This window comes from Psychrobacter sp. P11G5 (genome assembly GCF_001593305.1).
Lineage (GTDB): Bacteria > Pseudomonadota > Gammaproteobacteria > Pseudomonadales > Moraxellaceae > Psychrobacter.
In genome coordinates, this window is the sequence record NZ_CP012533.1 from 3,246,831 (window position 1) to 3,270,439 (window position 23,609).

22 protein-coding genes and 1 tRNA gene are annotated in these 23,609 nt (G+C 42.1%); 6 read left to right on the forward strand and 17 right to left on the reverse strand.

The window, feature by feature from the left end; translation table 11 throughout:
* Positions 1 to 10: 10 nt before the first annotated feature.
* The 3 genes from AK825_RS13305 to AK825_RS13315 all read right to left on the reverse strand — a co-directional run bounded on the left by AK825_RS13305 (position 11) and on the right by AK825_RS13315 (position 1,795).
* Entirely contained in the window at positions 11 to 394 is a 384-nt protein-coding gene (locus tag AK825_RS13305) for a DUF2147 domain-containing protein (RefSeq protein WP_068038415.1), read from the reverse strand.
* Between the two features lie 231 nt (positions 395 to 625).
* Positions 626 to 889, reverse strand: a complete 264-nt coding sequence (locus AK825_RS13310) for a hypothetical protein (RefSeq protein WP_068038418.1) — start codon at positions 887 to 889, stop codon at positions 626 to 628.
* 75 nt (positions 890 to 964) lie between these two features.
* Positions 965 to 1,795, reverse strand: a complete 831-nt coding sequence (locus AK825_RS13315; protein WP_227514080.1) for a DNA/RNA non-specific endonuclease — start codon at positions 1,793 to 1,795, stop codon at positions 965 to 967.
* 212 nt (positions 1,796 to 2,007) lie between these two features.
* On the opposite strand from AK825_RS13315, the gene AK825_RS13320 reads away from it, so the two are divergent.
* Positions 2,008 to 2,098 (forward strand) — tRNA-Ser (locus AK825_RS13320).
* Between the two features lie 181 nt (positions 2,099 to 2,279).
* Here AK825_RS13320 and AK825_RS15000 read toward each other — a convergent pair.
* The gene (locus AK825_RS15000; RefSeq protein ID WP_264753634.1) at positions 2,280 to 2,420 is read right to left on the reverse strand and encodes a M48 family metallopeptidase; all 141 of its coding nucleotides are present in this window, start codon (positions 2,418 to 2,420) and stop codon (positions 2,280 to 2,282) included.
* A gap of 199 nt (positions 2,421 to 2,619) precedes the next feature.
* Between AK825_RS15000 and AK825_RS13330 the strand changes: the two genes are divergently transcribed.
* Positions 2,620 to 3,327: a hypothetical protein gene (locus AK825_RS13330; protein ID WP_068038425.1), complete on the forward strand. Its 708-nt coding sequence runs from the start codon at positions 2,620 to 2,622 to the stop codon at positions 3,325 to 3,327.
* 94 nt (positions 3,328 to 3,421) lie between these two features.
* Here AK825_RS13330 and AK825_RS13335 read toward each other — a convergent pair whose 3' ends face one another.
* The 5 genes from AK825_RS13335 to AK825_RS13360 all read right to left on the reverse strand — a co-directional run bounded on the left by AK825_RS13335 (position 3,422) and on the right by AK825_RS13360 (position 7,077).
* Positions 3,422 to 3,679 (reverse strand): hypothetical protein, encoded by a 258-nt coding sequence (locus AK825_RS13335; RefSeq protein WP_068038428.1) that lies wholly within the window; start codon positions 3,677 to 3,679, stop codon positions 3,422 to 3,424.
* 269 nt (positions 3,680 to 3,948) lie between these two features.
* Positions 3,949 to 4,362 (reverse strand): PaaI family thioesterase, encoded by a 414-nt coding sequence (locus AK825_RS13340; protein ID WP_068038431.1) that lies wholly within the window; start codon positions 4,360 to 4,362, stop codon positions 3,949 to 3,951.
* A 197-nt stretch (positions 4,363 to 4,559) separates the two neighbouring features.
* Positions 4,560 to 5,504: a DMT family transporter gene (locus AK825_RS13345; protein WP_068038434.1), complete on the reverse strand. Its 945-nt coding sequence runs from the start codon at positions 5,502 to 5,504 to the stop codon at positions 4,560 to 4,562.
* Between the two features lie 814 nt (positions 5,505 to 6,318).
* Positions 6,319 to 6,564 carry a hypothetical protein gene (locus AK825_RS13355; protein ID WP_068038441.1) on the reverse strand — a complete coding sequence of 82 codons (246 nt, stop codon included), beginning with the start codon at positions 6,562 to 6,564 and terminating at the stop codon, positions 6,319 to 6,321.
* 261 nt (positions 6,565 to 6,825) lie between these two features.
* Positions 6,826 to 7,077 carry a hypothetical protein gene (locus tag AK825_RS13360; RefSeq protein ID WP_068038444.1) on the reverse strand — a complete coding sequence of 84 codons (252 nt, stop codon included), beginning with the start codon at positions 7,075 to 7,077 and terminating at the stop codon, positions 6,826 to 6,828.
* Positions 7,078 to 7,354: 277 nt separating this feature from the next.
* Between AK825_RS13360 and AK825_RS13365 the strand changes: the two genes are divergently transcribed.
* On the forward strand, positions 7,355 to 7,654 hold the full coding sequence (locus tag AK825_RS13365) for a hypothetical protein (protein ID WP_068038448.1): 300 nt from the start codon (positions 7,355 to 7,357) through the stop codon (positions 7,652 to 7,654).
* A 149-nt stretch (positions 7,655 to 7,803) separates the two neighbouring features.
* Here AK825_RS13365 and AK825_RS13370 read toward each other — a convergent pair whose 3' ends face one another.
* Positions 7,804 to 9,351 carry an alanine/glycine:cation symporter family protein gene (locus AK825_RS13370; protein ID WP_068038451.1) on the reverse strand — a complete coding sequence of 516 codons (1,548 nt, stop codon included), beginning with the start codon at positions 9,349 to 9,351 and terminating at the stop codon, positions 7,804 to 7,806.
* A gap of 615 nt (positions 9,352 to 9,966) precedes the next feature.
* Between AK825_RS13370 and AK825_RS13375 the strand changes: the two genes are divergently transcribed.
* On the forward strand, positions 9,967 to 10,380 hold the full coding sequence (locus AK825_RS13375; protein WP_068038454.1) for a hypothetical protein: 414 nt from the start codon (positions 9,967 to 9,969) through the stop codon (positions 10,378 to 10,380).
* A gap of 202 nt (positions 10,381 to 10,582) precedes the next feature.
* The gene (gene cls / locus AK825_RS13380) at positions 10,583 to 12,058 is read left to right on the forward strand and encodes a cardiolipin synthase (protein ID WP_068038459.1); all 1,476 of its coding nucleotides are present in this window, start codon (positions 10,583 to 10,585) and stop codon (positions 12,056 to 12,058) included.
* A 160-nt stretch (positions 12,059 to 12,218) separates the two neighbouring features.
* On the opposite strand, the gene AK825_RS13385 is transcribed toward cls, so the two are convergent.
* The 7 genes from AK825_RS13385 to rsmH form a co-directional block, all read right to left on the reverse strand.
* Positions 12,219 to 13,196: a putative RNA methyltransferase gene (locus AK825_RS13385; protein WP_068038462.1), complete on the reverse strand. Its 978-nt coding sequence runs from the start codon at positions 13,194 to 13,196 to the stop codon at positions 12,219 to 12,221.
* A gap of 136 nt (positions 13,197 to 13,332) precedes the next feature.
* A complete protein-coding gene (mraY, locus tag AK825_RS13390) occupies positions 13,333 to 14,451 on the reverse strand; it encodes a phospho-N-acetylmuramoyl-pentapeptide-transferase (RefSeq protein WP_068038464.1) in 1,119 nt (372 codons plus the stop codon).
* A 3-nt stretch (positions 14,452 to 14,454) separates the two neighbouring features.
* Positions 14,455 to 15,903: a UDP-N-acetylmuramoyl-tripeptide--D-alanyl-D-alanine ligase gene (murF, locus tag AK825_RS13395; RefSeq protein ID WP_068038467.1), complete on the reverse strand. Its 1,449-nt coding sequence runs from the start codon at positions 15,901 to 15,903 to the stop codon at positions 14,455 to 14,457.
* A 98-nt stretch (positions 15,904 to 16,001) separates the two neighbouring features.
* Complete coding sequence (locus tag AK825_RS13400; protein ID WP_068038472.1) at positions 16,002 to 17,609, reverse strand: UDP-N-acetylmuramoyl-L-alanyl-D-glutamate--2,6-diaminopimelate ligase; 1,608 nt, start codon at positions 17,607 to 17,609, stop codon at positions 16,002 to 16,004.
* Positions 17,610 to 17,758: 149 nt separating this feature from the next.
* A complete protein-coding gene (locus AK825_RS13405; protein WP_068038475.1) occupies positions 17,759 to 19,867 on the reverse strand; it encodes a penicillin-binding protein 2 in 2,109 nt (702 codons plus the stop codon).
* Positions 19,864 to 20,346, reverse strand: coding sequence for a cell division protein FtsL (locus tag AK825_RS13410; RefSeq protein ID WP_068038479.1), 483 nt, complete (start codon positions 20,344 to 20,346; stop codon positions 19,864 to 19,866). Before AK825_RS13410 ends, AK825_RS13405 begins: the two co-directional genes overlap by 4 nt.
* A 249-nt stretch (positions 20,347 to 20,595) precedes the next feature.
* Positions 20,596 to 21,777 (reverse strand): 16S rRNA (cytosine(1402)-N(4))-methyltransferase RsmH, encoded by a 1,182-nt coding sequence (gene rsmH / locus AK825_RS13415; protein ID WP_227514081.1) that lies wholly within the window; start codon positions 21,775 to 21,777, stop codon positions 20,596 to 20,598.
* A 290-nt stretch (positions 21,778 to 22,067) separates the two neighbouring features.
* Between rsmH and gltX the strand changes: the two genes are divergently transcribed.
* On the forward strand, positions 22,068 to 23,606 hold the full coding sequence (gene gltX / locus AK825_RS13420) for a glutamate--tRNA ligase (protein ID WP_068038483.1): 1,539 nt from the start codon (positions 22,068 to 22,070) through the stop codon (positions 23,604 to 23,606).
* Positions 23,607 to 23,609: the final 3 nt, after the last annotated feature.

Below are 23,609 nucleotides of genomic sequence, written 5' to 3' on the forward strand. Positions count from 1 at the left end.
GAATAAATGCTTATTTCTTTTTCCACGTTTGACTGCGTGAAAATGGTCCTAAGTAACCTTTTAGATTAAGAGTATCACCGCTTAAATTCGCAGTCATACGATAAGTCTTGTTTTTCTCAGGATCAGTGATAGTACCACCACTGTACTTACCACCACCATCAGCTTTTAAATCAGAGATGATGGTCATACCAACGTGCTTTTTACCCTTTTCAGATACAGTGCTAATTAGCTTACCCGTCAATACGCCATTTGACTCTGTGATTTTGACTACACCTTTAGGCTTGCCGTCATCAAAAGTTTGCCAAGTAGTATTGGCTAATGGATCAGCGGCAAATGCCATAGTGGCCATACTGATACCAGCAACTGCTAAAATAGATTTTGTAAATAGTTTCATAGATCGACTCCATTCGTACGATGATTACTCAAAAACATTATGTTTTCGTGCTTATCCTATGCTATCAGTTGTTTGCTGGTAAATTCTATTAGTAACTTAAACTACTAATAATTTAAACTACGCAATCAACCTAAATAACATCTTCTGCACTCATTATAGACAAAATCCGAACTTTGCCTAGTAATTTTTTATAGATTATTGTTTCTATAAAATTAAAACTATATCAAATAGTTACAGAAAAGGATTGTCTATATTTTCATCTTGTCGGTCATTTTTTTCTTTTGACGTCAGCGTTTTTTTACTGTTTTCGGTAGAGTTTTCAAAAGCTTGTAATATCTTGGTCGTCAGTTCATGTAACTGCTTTGCTTGCTCATGACCTGAATCATTGAGATATAAGTCAACGTCACCATAGATGATAATTTTGTCTTCTTGATTTTCTATAATCAGCTCACCAATCTGCATACTTTGGTGGTTATTTGCAAATGGCTCAATCATTTTACTCTCCATACTCAAGTAGTATTGGGCAATATTAATAGACAATTAATAGACATTATTTAGGCTGGTATTGATCTAAGCTTGCAACTGTGCCACTAACCATTCAAGAATCGCCCATACAAATAACATCCAAGCAGGTTCTTCAATTGGCGCGTCATATGATCTATCCATGTTTTCTCCAGCCTTCAATGGTAGCTCTAATGCTTGCGCTTTGGTTTGTAGGTCAAGTACTGGTAGGACATCGATACCAGTTTTGGCCGTTAACTCATCAATACTGATGACCTCTATACGCTCTGACTCGTCATTAGGGGCATAGTAAACACCTGCTTGATTGGTCGCTGGAACATAAACTGCCTTAAAAAAATGACTAGGTACTAGCACCCGCCCAGCAAGCTGTTTGGTTTTTTTATCGGTAAATGCGACACCCGTGATGGTATAAACCTCACCATATTGCTGAGTTAAATAGCGAGTAGCAGACTCTATATTACGCCAAATATAGCGATTATTACGTGGAGACTGTGGGGCAATATTGGCTAAACTAAAACTGTCATATTGCTGGCTACGTGTCGCCATGTCCGCATTAGGCGCTAAATGCCCACGGTCATAGCCGGAGCCTGAATAATCAGACAATGAGGCACGCGCTGACCTTGGTACTCGGCTCTCTTCGTGAAAGCTGTCTTCACGGTCGATTTCTTTGGCTTGCTGTAAGCGCTGACGGGTCAAATGTTCTGCTGACCATAATGGTGTACGCGATACGCCTGAATACATGACAGCAAAACCGTCCATACAGAGGGGTTGGGTCTTTGCACTTAGCTTATCATTGACAAATTCAGGATAGATACCACCATAAAAAGACTGGCTACATTGGGTAAGATCGTCTGCATGCGCTGGCGATATGCTTACCATGACAGTAATTATCGTCATCATTATGCTATTTTTAAAACTATATATAGGTCTAACAAAACTTATCATTCAACTTTCAACCGTCTATGCTTACTATTACGTATACGCTATCCTAGCAGGGGTCCACAAATAAAGAAAGATAAGGCTCAAGCCGTGACATTTTAATTCGTATCCGCTATACTTAGTCGTTCAAAAATCAAGGTCGTTCAAAAAACGGTGAAGTGGGTGAGTGGCTGAAACCGCACGCCTGGAAAGTGTGTATACGTTCATAGCGTATCGAGGGTTCGAATCCCTCCTTCACCGCCAATCTTATTCTGTTTAATCAAAATCTCATTTCTACTATCTTGTTCTACCCCTTCGTTAATACTTTCAAAGATCTTATGCATAAGGCTTACAGCCTCATTGTGTCACATCTTTTAAAAAAACTTCCTGCAAGAAAAACAACTATGTCATGCTTACCCTATCTATGATTATAGTTTTTATACGCTCACTCATTCAAATACAGCTCCGCCATACTATCAAGTCTAGCTTTTACCTCTTCCCAATTCGGCATTACTTGCGTTAATAAACACCAAAAGCGCTCACTGTCATTATGCTCGGCAATATGGCAGAGCTCATGCAGTATCACATAGTCGATGCATTGCTATTAGGTGCCTTCAGTAAATGCCGATTGAGTATCAAATTACTTTTAATTGAGCAACTGCCCCATTATTTTTTCATTACCATTGATTTAAATATAGAACTATTCGTTGTTAGAGACATTGCTCAAAAATTCGATTATAGTAGACATTTATAGCAATTATCTAAACAAACTGAGGGGTTAAACCATGAAAACACTAGGATTGTGTATTGCAGCAGGGCTGGGCTTAAGCGCTTGTGCTGGTGGTATGAATGGTGGGACGACAGGTAATACTAACCAAAACAATATAGTGACTCAATACCCTGTTGAGGCTGCCATGCTCAACATCTATACCAAACAACGTAGTGATAAATTAGTTGCCGCTGTCGGTAGTCAAAGCCTATCAGCAGACATTCAGGTCACGCCCAAAGGCAGCATGCGATTCAATAATAAATCCGTACAAGGTACAGAAATAAATACGATCAATAAGGTGAATAATCAAATCACTGAGCAATCGGTCGCTATTAATTACTTTACCCTGAACCCATTGGTTTTCTATGGCTTCACGGATAGCACGGGTAAATACTCACTATCGAACCAAACGACCACCATCCCTAAAATGGCTATGGTAGGTGATTCTAGTAAGCTGATTACTGAAAATGTCTATGCTGATAGCAGCATGCGTAACAAGATAGGGACGTATAACCAAGACTGGTCTCTTGCACGAGATACTAATAACACAGCATGGTTCTGTATAGAAACATCAGGCAATCTATTACTCAGCTCTGATCCTTCAGGAACTTCATCAGAATGTTATAAAATCAATGCCAAAGGCGATCTCTTAGCGAGCAAGGTGATACTAAGTCAGCCGAGGAGTAATGGCAGTACTAAGACCGTAACCTTTATCAGTCAGTAATTATTATGTTTATCACATGACCTTTATTACATAGCAATGAAACAAAAAATAGCGCCTAATATGGGCGCTATTTTTATACGATTAAACATGACTATCAAGAACGGTGTTCATGAATATCTTTATGTTTACTTTTCGCGCTCTGTGCAGCCGCTATTCTATTAGACTTATGACGTGAGACTGTCACCTTGTTTTTTACGTGTTTATGTTTAGCGTCTACCTTTTTTACGATAACTTTTTGGTGCTGTACTTGAGCGGTATGATGTTTATTAAAATTGGGTGCCGCATTTGCTTGGCTAACCATTGCCAAGCAAGCAGAAGCCGCTAGAATTGAGTTTACCATTATATTTTTCATTATTATTTCCGTCTGAATTCATATCAACTATGAATTGTGATTGAAGATGCTTTATCTAATATCAAGCTAAACAGCTATCATGAAAAGAGCATCGTGATAAAGGATTGCTTTATCGACAACGAAAATGATAAACGATTCCAGTGTTAAGTAGATTTATGAAAGCTAAAGAAAGGTTGCGATTGTTGCTGGTACTCTGACCTTATCTAAAGCCAACCACATAATAAAAAATTCAGTTTCAGTAGTCAGCACTTTCTGGAACAGTGTGAATTTTAAACAAGTTTGGGCGGTACGGAATATGTGCCAACTACATGAGCTACCATATCGCTAGAGCCTTCTGAGTAAAGGGAGACCTCGCCTACTATCAGCGTGCGCCCTACTTTCATTAAGGTACAATCAGCAATAATACGTGCTTGTGCTGATGGTTTGCGCAAAAAATTAATGGTAAGACTCGTCGTCACAGTTAATGGAACAATACCTATTTTACCTAGTATCGCCACGTAGATAGCTACATCAGCGATGCTCATTAATACAGGGCCAGAGACTGTGCCACCAGGACGCAGCTCGTTTACACCAATATCGTGTGCTAAGGTCGCACCATTCTCATCTACTGCTTCGACAACGCACTTGGTTTGTGGAAACTCTAATGCCATAAAGGCGACAATTTCTTCTTTGGTTGCAGACATATATATCCCTTAAGTCTAATTATCCTTGTTGTGTACTTCCTGCTTTTCTTCTAATTTAGTATCGTCAAGTCGTTGATGCTTCTTCGAATAACGCCTTTCTAAACAATACCTTTTTGAATGATAGCTTCCTAAATGATATCAGTCCATGATTTTGAATGTTTAATTGAAATTATCATAGAATTTGACTATAACCATATTTAAATATCTTCTGTCGGTAGCGTCGCCATTTTCACCCCGCCCCATGTAACAAGTACGACCCCGAGCGCAATCAGCGATGCACCCAAAAACAGTCCCTCTGGAGGAGTCTCACCCTGCAAAAAAATAGCGACAGGAACTCCAACAACCGCTCCTACTGCTCCCAACAAACTTAGTAAAACTGGACCGCCAGTTTTCTGTAGCAAGAAAAGCAATAAGAATTGGCCTGCGAAAATGAATGCTTGTGCAGTGATCAACGCAAGCGGCCCAAATGCTTTTGGCGGAATAGCGAGTGAGAAGTTTGGTAATATGCTAACGATACCAAGTAACACTGCAGCTGCGATCAACATCCCTGGCGCCAGCGCACTGGGAGAGGCATTATCCGGCCAACGTAAGGTACGGTATAGATTGCCAATCGCTAGTAAAACAGGCCCGCACAGCGCCAGTAACACCCAAAATACGCTGGCATCTGGTGCAGAGAACTTGCGCGCCGCTAATACTCCCGCACCTGCCAGTGCGGCTGCTACACCAAAGGCGCGAAGTGCATTGAAGCGCTCCATTCGTAGTGCTAGGGCGCCAAGATAAGTGAGAAGCGGTGGCAAAGCGATAATCAGTGCAACGAATCCTGCACCGACTTGAGGAATAGCTGAGAAGAATATTAAATTGGAGCCTGCAACGCTTACCAGTGCCGCTACTAAATAGTATTCAAAGCTGCGTTTATTTAGAGGGGGCAGCTCATTTCGTAAGAGCGCGATAACTAACAGGATAATAGACGCCCCTGTAATCGACCAAAAAAGAAAAGCCAGCGGGGTTAAGTCTATTTCGCCTGCATATTTTGCCAGATTAGTAGACACTCCTATTAGCGCACCTCCAGCTAACAGGCAAACAAAAGGAACAAACCATCTGGTCTTGTCGCAAGACATTCCTTGCTCTCTGAACTCACTCATCGTTTATCCTAGCTTTGCTCACTTTTTTTGCTATTTTGAAAGCGAGTTATTTAGAGGCTAACTTGTTTATTATTTAGAAAACAACTTGTCTAGAAATTATCCTCAAAAATTCATTGTCATTTATTATTTTCGCTATTTTTAAGAGCTTCTTTCTTCTTTACATCATATTGATTTATTGATATTTTTGTCAAAAAATGTCTTACTAGGTAAGCTCTATACGATCAAATTCAACCATATTGGTAGCTATTATTACCTGACTATTATCCAATCAATATCTGAGTAAATTTTTAGTAAAAATTTTTTATAGAAGTAACATCTATCCTTTACTTAAAGGTATCAAGTATAGTGTTTATGTAATAGAATACCCACAACAGCAGTCATAAATTTTATCAAAAATCAGATTATTCACGAACTATAGTTTGCATATATATGTTCTTATCGTGTATATTCTTTTATATGGATATTAACGATAAAAAAAGGGATATATGGAAATGCAAAAAAGAGTGCATGGTATATCACTCACTGATCATGAGGTATCACTGATACACACTTCATTGAGTAATTTTCAACGAGATCTAATTAATCGTTTTAGGTCTTTAAAAGAAGTGACTGAAGAGGGAGAGGAGGTTTGGATTGGTGATTATGATAGAATTCAACTGGATGTCATCGATTCAATACAGAAAAAACTATCACAATTTTAGGCCAGAGTCATACGTCGCTGTGCAACCACTTAATTTTTGTTATTGGCCCTGCTATCTTGTGTAAACTAATTAACCGTCAATCTCTGACTGGTTAATAAAGCCATGAGAGAAATTTAGAGTCCTACCTCATCTCGCGTCAACGGAACTATTTTGATAGGTACAGCAAACGACCATGCCATACCTGCTGTACATAAGAAATTGCCATTATCAAAAGATACGATGCGAGCCGTAAAATCGTTATTCATTTGATCAGACATAGCTTCCTCATCGCTATCATCGCCTACAGCACACCATATTTGCTTATCACCACGATTTAACATCGCACGCGTTAACTCACTACCAGTTAATTCTTGATACATCCTGATCCCTCCTGTTCATGGCCTACTGTTAGAATGCGAAAAACATCTCATAGTTTAATATCTTTATAAACTCAACTCTTTAAGTCCATCTGAAATGTTTCTATACTGTCACTATCTAATCGTGATAATAAACCAGATTTAATGAATCAGAATTCTATAAGTTATTGTTTTTTTTAGCTATTACTTATTATATAGATGGCGCTTTTTTCATGTTGAACGGTTGCTCAAAAAATATATGTAAGACGAAAAAACATCCCTTACTTATATTTTTACTTCGCTTTGACGCATCTCAATCCTTTTGACAGGGACAGCACAAACCCATAAGTTCCCTTCACTGCAAATGAGATATTCACTGTTGAAGGAAACAATACGATGTATACCGCTATAGTTAGCATTGTTAATAGTCGTGATAGCTTGTTCATCGCTATCATTACTTACAGCACACCAGACTTGCTTGTCACCGCGACTCAACATTGCACGAGTCAAATCACTCCCTACTAAATTATTACTCATAGTTATACCCTTATTAATGAACAATCATTGTTTATTATAAGCATACACTTTGAAATCTCGATTCATGTTTACAGAATGTTAGATTTTGTGACTTTCTTATTTTTAAACTTGCTCGCAATCACTGTATAAAATATTATTGAGAAGGAGCATAAAATAAGCTCTGAGAAGTAATAACTTGGTTAATGCTATATTTATAAATTAACTCTGTGCCATTTCCTTTTCAGATTAATAAAAAACCTTACCACATCTTTATGGCAATCTTGTTAAGGATAATAAAATGAAAAAAATACTATTAAAATCGAATAGCTCACTTCGAACTGCGCTATGGACAGCACTCATCACTGCTCTTATAGGTGTTAGTGCTTGTAGTAATGAAATAGAAGAAGCTGACGTAGATTCAGGTGAAGTCGTCGCCGTAGATCAAGTCGAAAGTGTTGCTGAAGACAATAATGCTGAGGGGACAACCGTAACACAAGACATGCCAGAGTCTTCAAATGATGCGGGTATTGATAAAGCAGCAACCGACTCTGTCGAAAATACCAACGCGGATAAAACAGCCGCAGATGGATTGCAGTAAAGGCTAAGTTAAAAGCAATAAACGCTTAGTTAAGAGCAATAAGAGAAAGAGGCAAGCGAAAATCACAACCGCCTCTTATCTTACTTTAAGCTTATTTTTATGCAGGTGCTTTCAACCGCTAATAACTGATAGCATTGATTACCAATACATTATTTAGACTCTTTACGTATTGGCGCTTCCTTGAGAGATGGTTGCTCTGTTAAATGGCGATTTTCCCAATATAGAGCATTTTTGATACCCAGTTTAGTAGGATCAAAAGTATAGCGAGTAACTCCCGCTTTGCGCTGCATCTCGTAATCTTTGAGAGCCTTTAGTGCAGGACGCGCCATAAAGAAAATAATCAGAATTCCGACGATGTTTAACCACGCAATTAGACCAACCCCAATATCTCCAACCGCCCAAATATAACCCGCTGAATTAAGACCACCATAGGCAATCATCGCCATCGTCAATATTTTAACGAGAAATAATCCTATTTTATTGGCTTTAGGACTAATAGAGCGTGTTAAATAGGCCACGTTGACTTCAGCAATGTAGTAGTTGGCTAAGATAGTGGTAAAGGCAAAAAAGAATACGGCAACCGCGATAAAAATATTACCAAAAGCACCGTAGACTGATTCCATTGCCATCTGAGTAAAAGCAGGAGAGTTAATTTCAGTACCAGCTATTACGTTTTGTACTAGATACTGTCCTTCAGGCAAGGTTCCTTGAATGTTATAGGTTCCCATTGTCAAAATCATAAAGGCCGTTGCAGAACAAACCAATAGCGTATCGATATAGACAGAAAATGACTGTACCAATCCTTGCTGTGCGGGATGATCAACTTCAGCAGCAGCAGCAGCATGAGGTGTCGTACCTTGACCAGCTTCACTAGAGTAAACACCACGTTTGACACCCCAACCTATTGCTGCTCCTAACCCCGCTTGGGCAGTAAAAGCGTCACTAACGATTAATCCAAATACTTGTGGAACCATCTCAAAATTGATGAGCATGATTATCAAAGCCAAAACGATATAGCCGATTGCCATAAATGGCACTACAATTTCAGTAAAGGTTGCAATGCGCTTGATACCACCAAAGATGATAATACCGAAAACGACTAGGATAAGAGCTATCGCACCTAGACGCATGCCACTCACATTTGCGCCCAAAATATTTAGATTGGTGCCTTCGCCCATTACTTGGGTGACGGCATTGACCACACCATTGGTTTGAATACCGGGTAAAAATATACTTAGAGCTATAATAGCAGTAATCGCAAAAACGATACCGTACCAACGCTGACCGAGCGCTTTTTCAAAATAGTAGGCTGGTCCCCCGCGATACTCACCAGTGGTCGCGTCTTTTTCTTTATATATCTGCGCTAGAGTCGCTTCAATATAGGCAGTAGTGGCGCCTAAGAAACCGACCACCCACATCCAGAACACCGCTCCCGGTCCGCCAAAACCAATAGCAGCTGCTACTCCAGCTATGTTGCCCATCCCTACGCGTCCAGCTAAAGATAGAGTCAATGCCTGAAAGGAGGAGATGCCATCGCGGCTGGCCTTGCCCTTGAATATGAGACGTATCATTTCGCCAAAAAGACGCACTTGCGCAAAGCGTGTCACTATGGAAAAAAACAGACCTGCTCCCAAGCACAAGTAGATTAGCGCAGAGCTCCAAATGACTCCGTTTATTGTATTGACTAAACCTTCCATGTGTCGATTCCTAATACTGTCTAATAGTGTTGGTTTGTAGCGTTAGCGTTAGTTTTAATATTGTCAATGTCATTAAAATAAAGAGTAACAACCTCTCTATCACTGCAAATGAACGATGATTTTTCTTTATTCAGCCACTCGGCTTATTGCGAATACTATTGATATCTATCCATAAGAACCATACGAAGATATCAGCGGACAATTAAGAAGCTGCAATTTGGCATAATTTGGGGATAATTGCTAGACAGTTTTCTAATCGGTTTTGTTTGAATTAAATGATATTTAATTTTTTTGAAGATGATAGATTTAATAATGGTTAACTTTAATGAACGCCTTTTCCAGCTCTATTGCCTAATATGATAGAATTAAAAAATCCACTCTATTGACATGGATTTACTAGAATGCTTAATAATATACAATTAAGTGGCCATCGTTACCTTTCTTAATACCTCAAAAACACTTACCACTTATCTAACGTTTATGATGGGTATGTAGATATTGGACACTCTATTCTAGCAACCAAAGCCCAATGCAATATTAAGATGTCGAAATAATAATCTTTTATATCTAGAACATTTTCGAAATAAAATTGATAAACGAAAAAAGGATAACATTATGAAAAAATTATTACTAAGTTCAGTAGTAGCTGTCTCTAGTCTATTTGCCATCACTGCCTGTGCCAATATTGGAGAAGCTAAAGATGCTACGTCAGCACCTACTAGTTCAGCACCTGCTATGCAGCATCATAACCAAGGACAAATGCAGGCCCAGATGCAAAATATGATGTCAGAGCTCAATTTGACTGCTGATCAACGAGCTCAAATGCAAGCTATGAGACAGAATAACAGTGGTAATCATATGCAGAACCACAATGATATGATGCAAATACTGACCCCAGAGCAGCGTCAAAAACTCACACAAATGCGCTCTCAACATATGCAGAAGGACGGGCAAATGATGAATCAAGACAGTCATATGATGAACAAAGATGGACATATGATGAATCAAGGCGGACATATGAATCAGTAAGGTTAGCGCCTTTTTACATGACCTATATAAGCCTAATAAAAAGCGTACCCATTAACTCTGGTGCGCTTTTTGTCTATTAAATAGATTAATATTGGGTAAAAAGCATTTCGATACAGAGTACGTTATAATCCATGAGCACTATTAATCAATAGTAATAAAAACCAATCAATATGAATAACAATAAAAAATAACGGACCGCGCTATGGTATTGGATATCTTGCTCACCATTCACTTTATATTATTGCTGCTTATATCCTTACGAGTGCTGGCGCGTCATGAATTAACTTCATCGGCACGGCTCGCTTGGTTAGTCGTGTTGTTTGTGCTGCCGTATATTGGCGTGGTCGTCTATTGGATGTTTGGCGAAATTCATTTGGGACGCGAATTTACACGTAAATATGAGCAAATTATCGACCAGCTACACAGTAGCAACCCTGAAGTGCTCGGCAATGACGCCTCGTTAATAGAGGCTGTCAAACCAGAGTATCGCGCTGCTTTCGCTTACTCAGCTAACGTGACTGGTTTTCATACTACATTGGGTAATCGTGCTGAGCTGATGGCAGATGCAGCGGCTACACGTAAGCGTATGATTGCAGATTTTGAGGCGGCAACTGATCATATTCATGTGCTGTACTATATTTGGCTAATTGATGGCATGGGTATTGATACTGCACAAGCATTGATACGTGCAGCTAAGCGCGGTGTCACTTGCCGCGCGATGGTCGATGGAATGGGCTCACGCAAGATGGTTGGCTCGAAGGTATGGCAAGAGATGAAAGACGCAGGCGTACAGCTTAGTGTTGCGCTACCGATTAACAATATAATAAAAGTACTCTTACTGAGCCGTATTGATCTGCGTAATCACCGCAAAATCACTGTTATTGACGGTAAAATTGGCTACTCTGGTAGTCGCAACTGCGCAGACCCTGAGTTTCGAGTAAAACCAAAATTTGCGCCATGGGTGGACATTATGCTGCGGGTTGAGGGGCCAGTAGTCGCACAAAATCAAATGCTCTTTGCTAGCGATTGGCTGACTGAAAATCCAGATACACCGCTTGATAGCTTTCCTTATTATACCGAGTCTCATACTGAATCTAATACGCAATGTCAGAAAAATTCAAAACACCAAGGCTTTGCTGCCCAAGTTTTCGCGGATGGCCCGACCCAACGGCATGGATCGAGCCCGCAGTTTTTGGGTGCTCTTATCAGCCAAGCCCAGAACACTTTAACTATCTCAACCCCTTACTTTGTACCAGATTATTCGCTGGTCAGTATCTTATGTGCCACTGCTTATCGCGGCGTAGAAGTCACGATGATTTTCCCAAAGAATAATGATTCGTTGGTAGTAGCAGCGACCAGTCGCAGCTACTATTGGCAATTGCTGCAAGCAGGGGTAAAAATCTATGAATATAGACCAGGTTTGTTGCATGCCAAGACTTTGACCATTGATGGGGAAATCAGTTTGATTGGCTCGACCAACTTAGATTTGCGTAGCTTTGATTTGAACTATGAAAACAACATTGTGTTTAGCGATAAGGCTTTGACTGCTGACATTATCGAACGCCAATATCAGTATATCGCAGACTCCAATGAGGTAAAGCTCGAACAAGTAAAGGACTGGCCCCTACCTTATCGGATTTGGAATAATGTCGTTGCCACAATGGGACCTATACTATAGTCAATCCACTATAAAATAAATACAGTGCGACTGAGAGAGATTTTGCGCAGCCTTTGTCTACGTAGGCACAGCAAGCAAGAAAAATTTATACCAGTCGCAGGTTATAATATTTGTACTTCTTTTATTTAGGACTGACGATATAAAGTTATTAACTTTATTTTTAAGTGGTGAGTTTTTTTAAAACATATACTACAAATTTTGCTTCAGTCATAAATGGTGCGGTCTCAGCACTGGCTAGCAAAGCTTGACGATTCTCAGCACGAGCGCGATAAGCATAAGGCGTCATAGTCAAAAGGTCTGCTAATGCACCTGCCGATAAGCTTAGTGATGTACTAATATTATGCGTGTCTACAAGCTCAAAATAAGGCGCTAAAGTAGGTAAGAATTTCTCAGAATCATGCTCACGGACGCTGTCAAATAATGCCTCACGTATACTAGCCAAATGCCCTATATCAGGCTTGGCAATCAACAAATAACCATCATCTTTTAAGACTGTTGCAAATGCTTCTGGCAATATGGGGCTAAATATACTGCTGATACCCGTCATACTATGAGCGCGTAATGGCAAGTGTGCGGCACTAGTCACTAGCGGATAAATGGCAGCCGTTTTAGTTTCTGTTTTTTCAATTCCTGTTTTTTCAATTCCTGTCTTTTCGACTTCCTTATCTTGTTGATACCAAAGATATTTTGCCGCCTTACTGACTTTAGCAAGGCTGGCGAGCGCAGGCTTACTAATATCAGCAGCAATTAGAGTATCCATACCAGTTTGCGCCATTGCCTGCGTGTAATAGCCTTCTCCGCAACCGATATCTAGCCAGCGTACTGGTTTTTTACTAGGCTCAGCTGCTGTTTTGCCTTGTCCCAACAACTGCGTCAGTTGCTGACAGATTAATGCTTGCAGAGGCTCATAGTATCCTGCGTCCAAAAATCGCTGACGCGCATCAATAGATTGCTGACTGTCACCAGGTGCTTTGGATTTTTTTTGTTGGACTGGTAACAGGTTGACATAACCTTGTCTTGCCATGTCAAATGGATGCGAGGTTTGCTTGGGGTGCAGGCTACCATCACAGCGCCACGTATCTTTAGCAGGCTGCAATGGCGAATAACAAATAGGACAAGTAAATAAGGACACAGGCATCTCAAGTTCAGATATATTTGATGAGCATATTAGCAAAATTCAGCCACAACGGACGACATTAACTATCATTAAATGACAAAAAAGCCATCTCGATATATCGGAGATGGCTTTTTATTGAGCTAGTTAAGATTTTAAACTAACGTAACTTCAAGGTCATTAAACCTAATACCACTAAGACGATAGCAATAATCCAAAAACGGACGACCACTTGGGTTTCTTTCCAACCGATTTCTTCAAAGTGATGATGCAGCGGTGCCATACGAAACACCCGCTTCTTACGTAGCTTATATGAACCAACTTGAATCATAACTGACAGTGCTTCGGCAACGAATAGACCACCCATAATAGCAAAAGCAATCTCTTGACGCGTCATTACTGCAATCGTACCTAGCATCGCGCCAAGTGCCAGTGCGCCTACATCACCCATAAAGACTTGTGCTGGATGAGCGTTAAACCATAAGAATCCAAGACCGGCGCCAATCATTGCGCCGCAGACGATAATCACTTCAGAGTTATAGGCGATATAAGGAACGTGCAAGTATGCCGAAAATCTAACGTCACCTGATACGTATGCCATCGCACCCAAACCTGCTGCCACTAGCACTATCGGTAAGATAGCCAAGCCGTCCAAGCCGTCAGTTAAATTGACCGCATTAGAAGCACCATTAATGACAAAATAGGTAAAGATAATAAAACCGATGCCAAATGGAATCGCAGAGAATGGAATCGTTAAGTTTTTGAAGATAGGAATCAATAAATCCTGCATCTCACGCGTCGTTGCCATATCGGGCTGTAGCGTCGCAATATAGTAGAGTGAAGCCCCTACGAACAACGCACCAATCGACAACCAAAAATACTTTTTGCGAGCAATAAGGCCTTGAGGGTTTTTATATTTAATTTTTAGCCAATCATCTGCCCAACCGACAGCGCCAAAGATAATCATCACAATGAGCAGAATCCAAATATAAGGATTACTCAGTCGCGCCCATAGTAATGTCGCTACCCCGATAGAGGTCAGAATTAATACCCCGCCCATCGTTGGCGTACCGGTCTTAATCAAATGTGACTGCGGCCCATCGTCACGGACCGCTTGACCATACTTGAGTGAGCGCAGGTGACGAATGACCCGCCCACCAAAAAACAAGCTAAAACTAAGTGCGGTAATGACCGCAAGTAGCGCCCGCAGCGTCAACGAAGAAACCGCAAAAAACGGTGTGTAAAACTGACCAAGCCATTCAAACAACCAAACTAACACCGCCTACTCCTCGACTAGCGCATCAATAAGTGTTTCCATTTCCATGGAACGAGAACCCTTGAACAATACAGTACAAGGTTGCGCTTGCTGCGCTTGCAAAAACTGCTGCAAGTACTGCAGTAGACTTTCTTTATCATCAAAAGCATGTGCATTAATCGCACTAACTTCTTCCGCACCAGCAACGCTATACGCAGCATATTCGCCTACGCACAGCAGTACATCGATACCTGTCGCACCGATAGTACGGCCAAGGCTTTGATGTTCACTGACAGCAGCATCGCCTAGCTCAGCAATATCACCCAATACCATAACTTGCGTACCAGTTTGCGCCGCCAATACTTTTGCTGCGGCACGTACGGAGTGTGGATTGGCATTATAAGTATCATCGATAAGCCTGTGCATACCGAGCAGCTGACTATTTAAACGACCCTTTGCTGGGCGAGCATTTTCTAGTCCGACAACGATATCGCTGATGTCGATATTTAACGCATAGGCACAAGCAGCGGCGGCTAAGGCATTATTGACATTATGCTCGCCGGCAAGTGGCAGATTAATATCATGAACACTATTGCCAATATGCAGCTTAAATTCACTGCGTTCAGGCTCTACGTCTAAATGGCTGGCGCTCACGTCAGTATTGCCAAAACCAATCACATGTGAGGTATGCTTTTCAGCAATACGGCGCAGTTGGTTGGTAAAGTCATCTTTATCAGGGACAATAGCAAATTGTGCATCACTTAAAGTATGATAAATTTCAGCTTTGGTCTGACATATACCTTCACGGCTGCCAAATTCACCTAAATGTGCCGTACCAATATTTAAGATACACGCCACATCAGGACGGACAATCTCAGTCGTATAAGCAATCTCGCCAATATGGTTGGCGCCCAGCTCTAGGATTGCGTAACGATGATGATCAGATAGCTCAAGAAGCATCATCGGCACACCCAAATCATTATTTAGGTTGCCACGAGTAATGAGTGTCGGTGCCAAACGACCAAAGATACTACCTAGCATCTCTTTACAAGTAGTCTTACCACTAGAGCCAGTGATAGCAATGACTGTAAGGTTTTGATGCTGATTGCGTCTATATGCGGCAAGCTGCCCCAATGCCAAGCGCGCATCACTAACCACTAACTGCGGAATACTAGTAGAAATCGGGCGCGATACAATTGCTGCGACAGCACCTTGAGCGGCAGCGACATTGATATAATCATGCCCATCAAAGTTGTCGCCACTTAACGCTAAAAATATATCACCTGTTTTGATGGTACGTGTATCAGTGGTAATGCGATTGCTGGTGACTCCAATCTCTGTGCTTGATTGCCCTGCCTGCTCTATCTGTGCTACCTGCCAGTGACTGCCAAGTGCCGCGGTAGCTGCCAGCAAGTTATCTGCTTGCCAGACATAAAGTCCTTGCGACTGAATGGTGTTATTGTTGCCAGCTGTCATAGTGATTGCCTTGTATGGTGACGACTTTATTTCGTTATTTTTTATCTATCTGTTGTTTTTTCATGTGGCTATATTTAGCCGTATGAGGAATTAATTATCTAGATGCGTCCGGCTTGCTGTAATGCCTGCTGCAAGATAACGCTGTCATCAAAATCATGACGGACACCGTTAATCTCCTGATAAGTCTCATGGCCTTTCCCAGCGATAACGACAATATCATCGTCATTGGCATGATGCACGGCATACTCAATTGCTTGTTGGCGGACAGGTTCGATATGAGTACGCTGATATTGTTCTGGACTCATGCCGACCTGCATGTCTTGCAAAATTATATTAGGATCTTCAGTGCGCGGATTATCTGCAGTTAATATCACTTGATCAGCACCCGACAATCCTGCCTGTGCCATCAGTGGGCGCTTGCCAGCATCGCGGTCACCACCGCAACCAAACACTGCCCATAGTTGTCCACGGCAATGCGTTCTTAGGCTATCTAGCACTTGTGTCAAAGCATCAGGCGTATGCGCATAATCCACAATAAAGCAGCCATCATTTGACGGTACTCGCTGCATACGTCCGATTGCGCCTTGTAGCTGTGGCACTAAGCTGGCAACACGCTCAAGACTGATACCTAATGCGACCGCTGCTGCAATCGCCGCTAGTAAATTGGCAACATTAAAACGCCCTAATAAAGGGCTAACAATATTGATATTAGTAGATTGGCTATCGTCCAGTGCACTGCGTAGAGCGATTTTCACACCTTGTAGGCTCGGCTCAATGTCAGTGGCGATAAAATTAGCATTGCTATTAGCTTTAGTTTGCAAACTGTAGGTCCATACGATCAGACCACTAGCTTGTGCGGTATCCATCATTACCTTTGCATACTCATCATCGATATTAATGATAGCGTGCGTCAAGGTTGGGAAGTGAGTTTTATCAAATAGCTTGGCTTTGGCAGCGACATATTCTGCCATATCTGCATGATAATCTAAGTGATCGCGGCTCAAGTTAGTATAAATAGCAACTTTTACTGGTACGCCTTGCAAGCGCTGCTGGTCAAGTCCATGCGAGCTAGCCTCAAGCACCAGTAGATCAGCACTTTGCTCACCCATTTGATATAAAAACTGCTGCACTGCTAAGGCATCACCAGTGGTATGACTGGCCTGTATTAATGCGCCAAGCTTACCATTACCTGCCGTTCCCATGACTGCGCTATTCATACCAGCCAGCTGTCCTAACTGCGCTACTAATTGGCTAATAGTCGTCTTACCATTAGTGCCTGTCACCGCGACGACAGTTGGCAATGCTACTAGCTGCTGATACTGCAGGCGTGCTTGCACTAAACCACCTAAAAAATCACGGATATTTGGTACGTACAGAATGGGGCATGGCAGTACATTGGTATTGTCGAATAAATCTAATAGATTAATTTCCGATAAGATAAAAGCAGCGCACTTGGCAGCTTGCGACAGATAGTCGCGGATTTTTTGATAGTCTTGACCTTGTTGCGTCTGACTCTTTAACAAGATAAATACGTCATCACTAGCGACATGTCGACTATCTAGACGTAAATCTTGAAAAACCGTATTGGCAATCGCGTCTGGATTATCTGCATTTTGCACCATCTTTGATAATTGTCGCCCTAACTCGTCACTACTGCTATCTATAAGTTGTTGCAACGTAACAGCGTCGTGTGATGATGTGGTCATGGGCAAATCCTAGACGATTAAGAAAATTGAAAGATTAAAGCGTGTTGAACAGTGACAAATAGCGATTTCAAAACTGCAGGTATTGTTGATAATTTATAAAAACAATACCTAAATTTTGATATCAGTCATTTGATTCCTGTCATGTACAGTTACTCAGTCTGTAAAGGCTTATCTAAAGGCACATTATACAAGCGTAAAGCCTCTCTCATAACATTATGAAAGACTGGCGCTACTGTTAAACCTGCATAAATCTGACCACGTGGGTCTTCGATGAGCATCACGCCCACGAGTTTCGGATTGGATGCAGGCGCCATACCAGCAAAGACGTTGCGATATTGGTCAGTATAGTAACCGCCATCTGGGTTAATCCGGCGCGAAGTACCTGTTTTACCAGCCACGCGGTAGCCATCAATGGCCGCTGCTTTTGCTGTACCGCCCGGCTCCGTAACTGCCTCAAGCATCTTGACGATCGACATCGCCTGCTCATGCTCCATAATACGCTTACTTGGTAGCGGCTTGTCAGTCTTGGTTAACGTTAATGGATGCATAACCCCACCTGCTGCCAATGCAGCATAAGCTTGCGCTACTTGTGCTAGTGTTACTTGTAAACCATAACCATAACTGACAGTCGCGCGGCGAGCAGTTTCTTTCTCTTTTGGTGTAACCACCAAGCCACTGCCTTCACCAGGGAAATCTAATGGGGTTTTTGACCCAAAGCCAAATTGCTTTTGCATATTGGTAATGGCATCAGGCGGTAGAGACAGGGCAATTTTAGTCGAGGCAACGTTACTAGACTTCTGTAGTAGTGTCGCCATATTAATCCTTCCTAGATTATTATGGTCACGAATCGTATAGCCACGGACGCGAATAGAGCCTGGGTTGGTATCAATTAGAGAATTAGCAGTATATTTACCAGAGTCTAAAGCTGCAGCGACGGTAAAGGGCTTCATCACCGAACCTGGCTCAAAAACGTCAAGCAGCGCGCGGTTACGCTGGTTTTCGCCGGTCATCTCATTAAGATTATTAGAGTTAAACGATGGCCATGTCGATAACGCTAGTACCTCGCCTGTTTGAACATCAACGACCATACCCGTTGACCAACGTGCTTGCTGCAAGCGCCCTGCTTTTTCCAGCTCTTTATAGAGCAAATACTGCAAACGCGAATCAATAGTCAACGCCACATCTTGCCCTGCAACTTCCGGTTCAATCTGCTTAATTTCTCTTAGGCTGTTTTGCTTAGCATCTTTTAATACCAACACCTTGCCATCGTCACCTGCTAGGGTTTTTTCATATTGGCGCTCAATACCTGCACGACCTTCATAACCACCTTCAGGATCGCTAGAATTTTGTCCCATAAAGCCTAATAATTGCGAATTAGGTTGTGGCTGCGGATAATAGCGCTGAAAGAAGTTCTTTTCATAAACCCCAGGAAAATCAAGCGAGCTAACACTTTGGGCAATCTCAGGTGTGACTTTATTAAGTAATGGCAAATAATGTGAGCCCGCTCCCGATGGTAAAGCAGCTTTTACCGCCTCTTCATCTGTGACGTCAATACTGTCGTCAATAGCGACCACTTTTTCTAACTCACTGACTGGAATGTTAGCAGCGGCAGCTAAGCGAGTTAGATCCATATTGTCTAAGCGCTTTTGCATACGTGCTTGTAGCTGCGGACTTTCAGGATTGGCAATTTTGACGCGATTGAGCTCGTAATATTCGCGCGCATAATCATGCGGGCTAAACGATACTGTTGCAAGCGGTGCGCTTACTGCGAGGGGCAGCTTATTACGATCGGTAATCATACCGCGATAGGATTTTTGGGTGCGCACACTAGTAATAAGCTCATTACCTTTATCTTGATAAAATTGCGCGTTAGCTACTTGCAGATAATAGGCGCGTGCTATTAGCAAACCTAATACAACCAGCGCAATTCCCCAGATAGTACGAAAACGGTTTTTATCATTCTCAAAACCACCACGCGATGAAGCACCAGAGGCTTTACTAAAAATAATTTTCTTACGGTTTTTAACACTGGTATAAGCGCCTTGAGTTTCATTCTTTTTTAGGCGACCGAATAGTTTGCCAGCGCGATCATCCGCTTTTGCAGACTTATTATTTGCGGACTTGTTATTTGTAGTTTTGCTATCTGATTTGGCAGCGCTAGCACGACGTAAGGGCTTTATAACCTTACCGCTAGCTGACTTTTTGCTGGTATTTTTCGCTGAGCTTTTTCCATTATCTGTTGATTTTTTATCACTCATTGTCCTGCCTCCACTACCGGAACATCAGGAGACAAATCCGTAGAAGCTCGTGGTCCGTTGGCGTACGAATCATCTTCATCTGAGTCATTAGTCACCACTGGTACCAATGCGTTAGCAACCCCTGGCTGGATAATCAGTTTATCTTTAAGCGTTGGTGAATACATACCTAGCTCGGCGACAGCTCGGCTGGCAATTTGCGGAGTCGCACTGAAGGTTTGCTGCTCGATTAATAGGCGTTGGTGTTCAACTTGTAGCTTACGCTCTTGTTTTTTCATATCTTGCAAGGTTCTATAATCCTGATGATATTGCTGAACGTCTTCGGCTGTTTTGATACCGCTCCACACGATAGCACCTGCTAATAGCAATAATACGACCACATAAATACTGACGACATTAAATCGACGCGCGAATAGTTCGCCGACATCGGTAGTATTAGACATAGCGGCGCGGCGGTTTGCAGGTTTGTCAGATATTGCCATGACGATCTCAAAAAGTGAACTTAAAGTGTAAAAGCGCTAATTATTTTAGAATTACAAACAATTCATCAGCACCATCAATAAAATATAAAACCAAACACACTCATTAACTGGCTAAAAAACAACCAAATAAAAAGTTAACTGCTGAGCCTAGCAGATAATATTTACAGCTCTTTAACAGCAGCGTATTTATTAAGACATTTATTCATATTTGATATAAGGAACAGCGACTAGATGCCTGTCATATATACTTTACTGTTCTACCGCATATATATAATCGGTATCGGTACGAGTCGCCATCCGTAACCATGCACTGCGCGAGCGTGGATTATGACTTACTTCCTCTTTACTCGGACCGACACGTTTAGGTTTACTAAAATAGCGCGGACGATTGGGCGGCATCGGCAACTTTTCGTCTTCCGGATACTGCCCTTTACTATGACGCTGCAAAAACTGTTTGATACGGCGATCTTCTAATGAGTGAAAACTGATGACTGCCAACTGTCCGCCTGATTTTAAAATCGGAATACTTTGTTCTAAAAAGTCATCAACATCGCCAAGCTCATTATTGATAAAAATACGCATAGCCTGAAAACTTTGCGTGGCAGGATGCTTACCGCGTTGCCAATTGGGATGAGCAACTTTAATGACTTCTGCTAGCTCAAGCGTCGACTTGTAGCTGTCCATCTGCTTAATAGCACGGGCGATACGGCGACTGTGGCGCTCTTCGCCAAATTCATAAAGCACATTAGCTAAGGTTTCATCATCGACCTGTTCAAGCCATTCGGCCACTGATTGCCCGCGGCTAGTATCCATCCGCATATCGACAGCGCCATCACGCATGAAGCTAAAACCACGGCTGCCATCATCAATCTGTGGTGATGAGATGCCTAAATCTGCCATAAGACCGTCGACTTGAGTGATGCCCATTGCAGCCAGACTGTCCGTCAAGGTAGCAAAGCTATCATGAATCACATGCACGCGGCTATCTGCACCTGCCAGCTCTTGGGCAACGCTAATAGCGGTTGGATCTTTATCAAAAACAATCAGCTGTGCATCATCAGCAAGCTGACTTAATAATAGCCGGCTATGCCCACCGCGCCCAAAGGTTGCGTCAACATAGATGCCACTCGCCTGTAAGCCAGCTTCACCTTCTGCTCTATTAGGTAGTGATTTGACACCCAATACCGCTGCGACCGCCTCTTGCAATAGCACTGCATCATGTACAAAGTCCAATTCGTCAGACGTAATATCGCCTTGACTAGGCTGTTGATCAATAGTTTGATCCACTTGTTCAGTGGCATCTTGAGCAGAAATATTTTCCATAGAAGACGGGCTCACCACTGACTCGATATCAGCGGTAGAAGAAGGGTTGGCTTTAGAATCTGGTTTAGATTTTGGCTTAGTTTTTGACTTAGGTTTTGATAGTGACACAAACAACTCAATAGATGACGACCAATAAGGCCAGTAATTAGATGAAAATAAACAAGTTATGACTTACCTAGCGTTATTATCGCAAGGATATATCTGTAGTCAAGCACTAGAAGGCCTTTTCATTAAAAATATCACATCTCTCTGTTATACTAGCGCTATATTTTACGCTATTTTTCTAGTTTAACGTCTATTGTTTCATTCGTATTTTTCATGTAAATCTTTCATTTACATTTATCATTGCTATTTTTCACTGCCATTTTCATTAATAACTATATTCTGAGACCTCTATCATGCAAACGTCGACTCAAACCACTACTGCTCCTCGCGGAAAACGCCCTGTTCGTACCCGTATTGCCCCATCGCCTACTGGTTTTCCTCACGTAGGGACCGCTTATATCGCGCTATTTAACTTAGCCTTTGCTAAAGCTCATGGCGGCGAATTTATTTTACGTATCGAAGACACTGATCAAACCCGCTCAACTGAACAATCTGAACAAATGATTTTGGACGCACTGCGCTGGGTCGGTCTTGATTGGAGCGAGGGTCCAGACATCGGTGGCCCGCATGCCCCTTATCGTCAAAGTGAGCGTAGTGACATTTATAAAGAACATGCTGAGAAGCTATTAGATAGCAACAATGCGTTTCGCTGTTTTTGTACTAGCGAAGAGCTAGATGTCATGCGCGCTCAGCAAATGGCCAATGGCGAGACGCCACGCTATGATGGACGCTGTGCTCATTTGGCCCCTGAGAAAACTAGTGCATTGGTCAATGAGGGCAAACCGCATGTGATTCGTATGCGCGTACCGACCGAAGGCGTCTGCCACGTTGAAGATATGCTACGCGGTACTGTTGAGATTCCTTGGACGCAAGTAGACATGCAGGTATTACTAAAAACCGACGGCATGCCGACTTACCATCTTGCCAACGTCGTCGATGACCATTTGATGGACATCAGTCACGTTATGCGCGGTGAAGAGTGGCTAAACTCTGCGCCTAAGCATCAGCTGCTTTATGACTATTTTGGTTGGGAGATGCCGGTACTTTGCCACATGCCGCTACTGCGTAACCCAGATAAATCAAAACTGTCGAAACGTAAAAACCCAACTTCTATTACTTACTACCGTGATGCAGGTGTGCTACCTGAAGCGCTGCTTAACTATCTAGGTCGTATGGGCTACTCGATGCCTAATGACGCTGAGAAATTCACTTTAGATGAAATGATTGCTAGTTTTGATATTCAGCGCGTCTCACTTGGCGGCCCTATCTTCGATATCGAAAAGCTTAACTGGCTAAATGCAGAATGGCTACGTGCCTTAACGCCTGAACAGCTCAAAAATAAAATCCTCGACTGGGCAAGTAACAGCGATAAATTAACCGCTATCGCCGCCGCTATTCAGCCTCGTATTGAATTATTGTCTGATGCGGTTAATTGGAGTGGCTTTTATTTCCAAAACCTACCTGATATTAATGCTGAGAGCTTTACGCATAAATCATTGACGCCTGAGCAAATTGTAGAAATGCTACAACTGGCTCTTTGGCAGTTAGAGACCTTACCAACTTGGTCGGAAGAAAATATCTACGCCACGCTCAAAGGTCTTGCTGCCCATCTTGATATTAAGATGCGTGACTTTATGGCACCGTTCTTTATCGCTATCGCTGGCAGCACCTCATCGACGCCAGTCATGAACTCTATGGCGATTATCGGCGCTGACATGACGCTGACACGTTTGCGTCATGCGGTTGATGTACTTGGTGGCTTGGGTAAAAAGAAACTGAAAAAGCTTGAGAAACAAGCGGTAGAGTTACCAGACTTTTTGGCTGCTGAATAGTTT

Bases quoted from the DNA above. Each gene is read 5' to 3' on its own strand.
- AK825_RS13405 (WP_068038475.1), bottom strand. From the start codon at position 19,867: ATGAGTGATAAAAAATCAACAGATAATGGAAAAAGCTCAGCGAAAAAT.
- AK825_RS13400 (WP_068038472.1), bottom strand. From the start codon at position 17,609: ATGACCACATCATCACACGACGCTGTTACGTTGCAACAACTTATAGAT.
- AK825_RS13385 (WP_068038462.1), bottom strand. From the start codon at position 13,196: ATGCCTGTGTCCTTATTTACTTGTCCTATTTGTTATTCGCCATTGCAG.
- AK825_RS13370 (WP_068038451.1), bottom strand. From the start codon at position 9,351: ATGGAAGGTTTAGTCAATACAATAAACGGAGTCATTTGGAGCTCTGCG.
- AK825_RS13335 (WP_068038428.1), bottom strand. From the start codon at position 3,679: ATGAAAAATATAATGGTAAACTCAATTCTAGCGGCTTCTGCTTGCTTG.
- AK825_RS13375 (WP_068038454.1), top strand. From the start codon at position 9,967: ATGAAAAAATTATTACTAAGTTCAGTAGTAGCTGTCTCTAGTCTATTT.
- murF (WP_068038467.1), bottom strand. From the start codon at position 15,903: ATGACAGCTGGCAACAATAACACCATTCAGTCGCAAGGACTTTATGTC.
- AK825_RS13340 (WP_068038431.1), bottom strand. From the start codon at position 4,362: ATGTCTGCAACCAAAGAAGAAATTGTCGCCTTTATGGCATTAGAGTTT.
- AK825_RS13355 (WP_068038441.1), bottom strand. From the start codon at position 6,564: ATGTATCAAGAATTAACTGGTAGTGAGTTAACGCGTGCGATGTTAAAT.
- AK825_RS13315 (WP_227514080.1), bottom strand. From the start codon at position 1,795: ATGGTAAGCATATCGCCAGCGCATGCAGACGATCTTACCCAATGTAGC.
- AK825_RS13330 (WP_068038425.1), top strand. From the start codon at position 2,620: ATGAAAACACTAGGATTGTGTATTGCAGCAGGGCTGGGCTTAAGCGCT.
- AK825_RS13360 (WP_068038444.1), bottom strand. From the start codon at position 7,077: ATGAGTAATAATTTAGTAGGGAGTGATTTGACTCGTGCAATGTTGAGT.
- AK825_RS13310 (WP_068038418.1), bottom strand. From the start codon at position 889: ATGATTGAGCCATTTGCAAATAACCACCAAAGTATGCAGATTGGTGAG.
- gltX (WP_068038483.1), top strand. From the start codon at position 22,068: ATGCAAACGTCGACTCAAACCACTACTGCTCCTCGCGGAAAACGCCCT.
- AK825_RS13410 (WP_068038479.1), bottom strand. From the start codon at position 20,346: ATGGCAATATCTGACAAACCTGCAAACCGCCGCGCCGCTATGTCTAAT.
- AK825_RS13305 (WP_068038415.1), bottom strand. From the start codon at position 394: ATGAAACTATTTACAAAATCTATTTTAGCAGTTGCTGGTATCAGTATG.
- AK825_RS13365 (WP_068038448.1), top strand. From the start codon at position 7,355: ATGAAAAAAATACTATTAAAATCGAATAGCTCACTTCGAACTGCGCTA.
- AK825_RS13345 (WP_068038434.1), bottom strand. From the start codon at position 5,504: ATGAGTGAGTTCAGAGAGCAAGGAATGTCTTGCGACAAGACCAGATGG.
- cls (WP_068038459.1), top strand. From the start codon at position 10,583: ATGGTATTGGATATCTTGCTCACCATTCACTTTATATTATTGCTGCTT.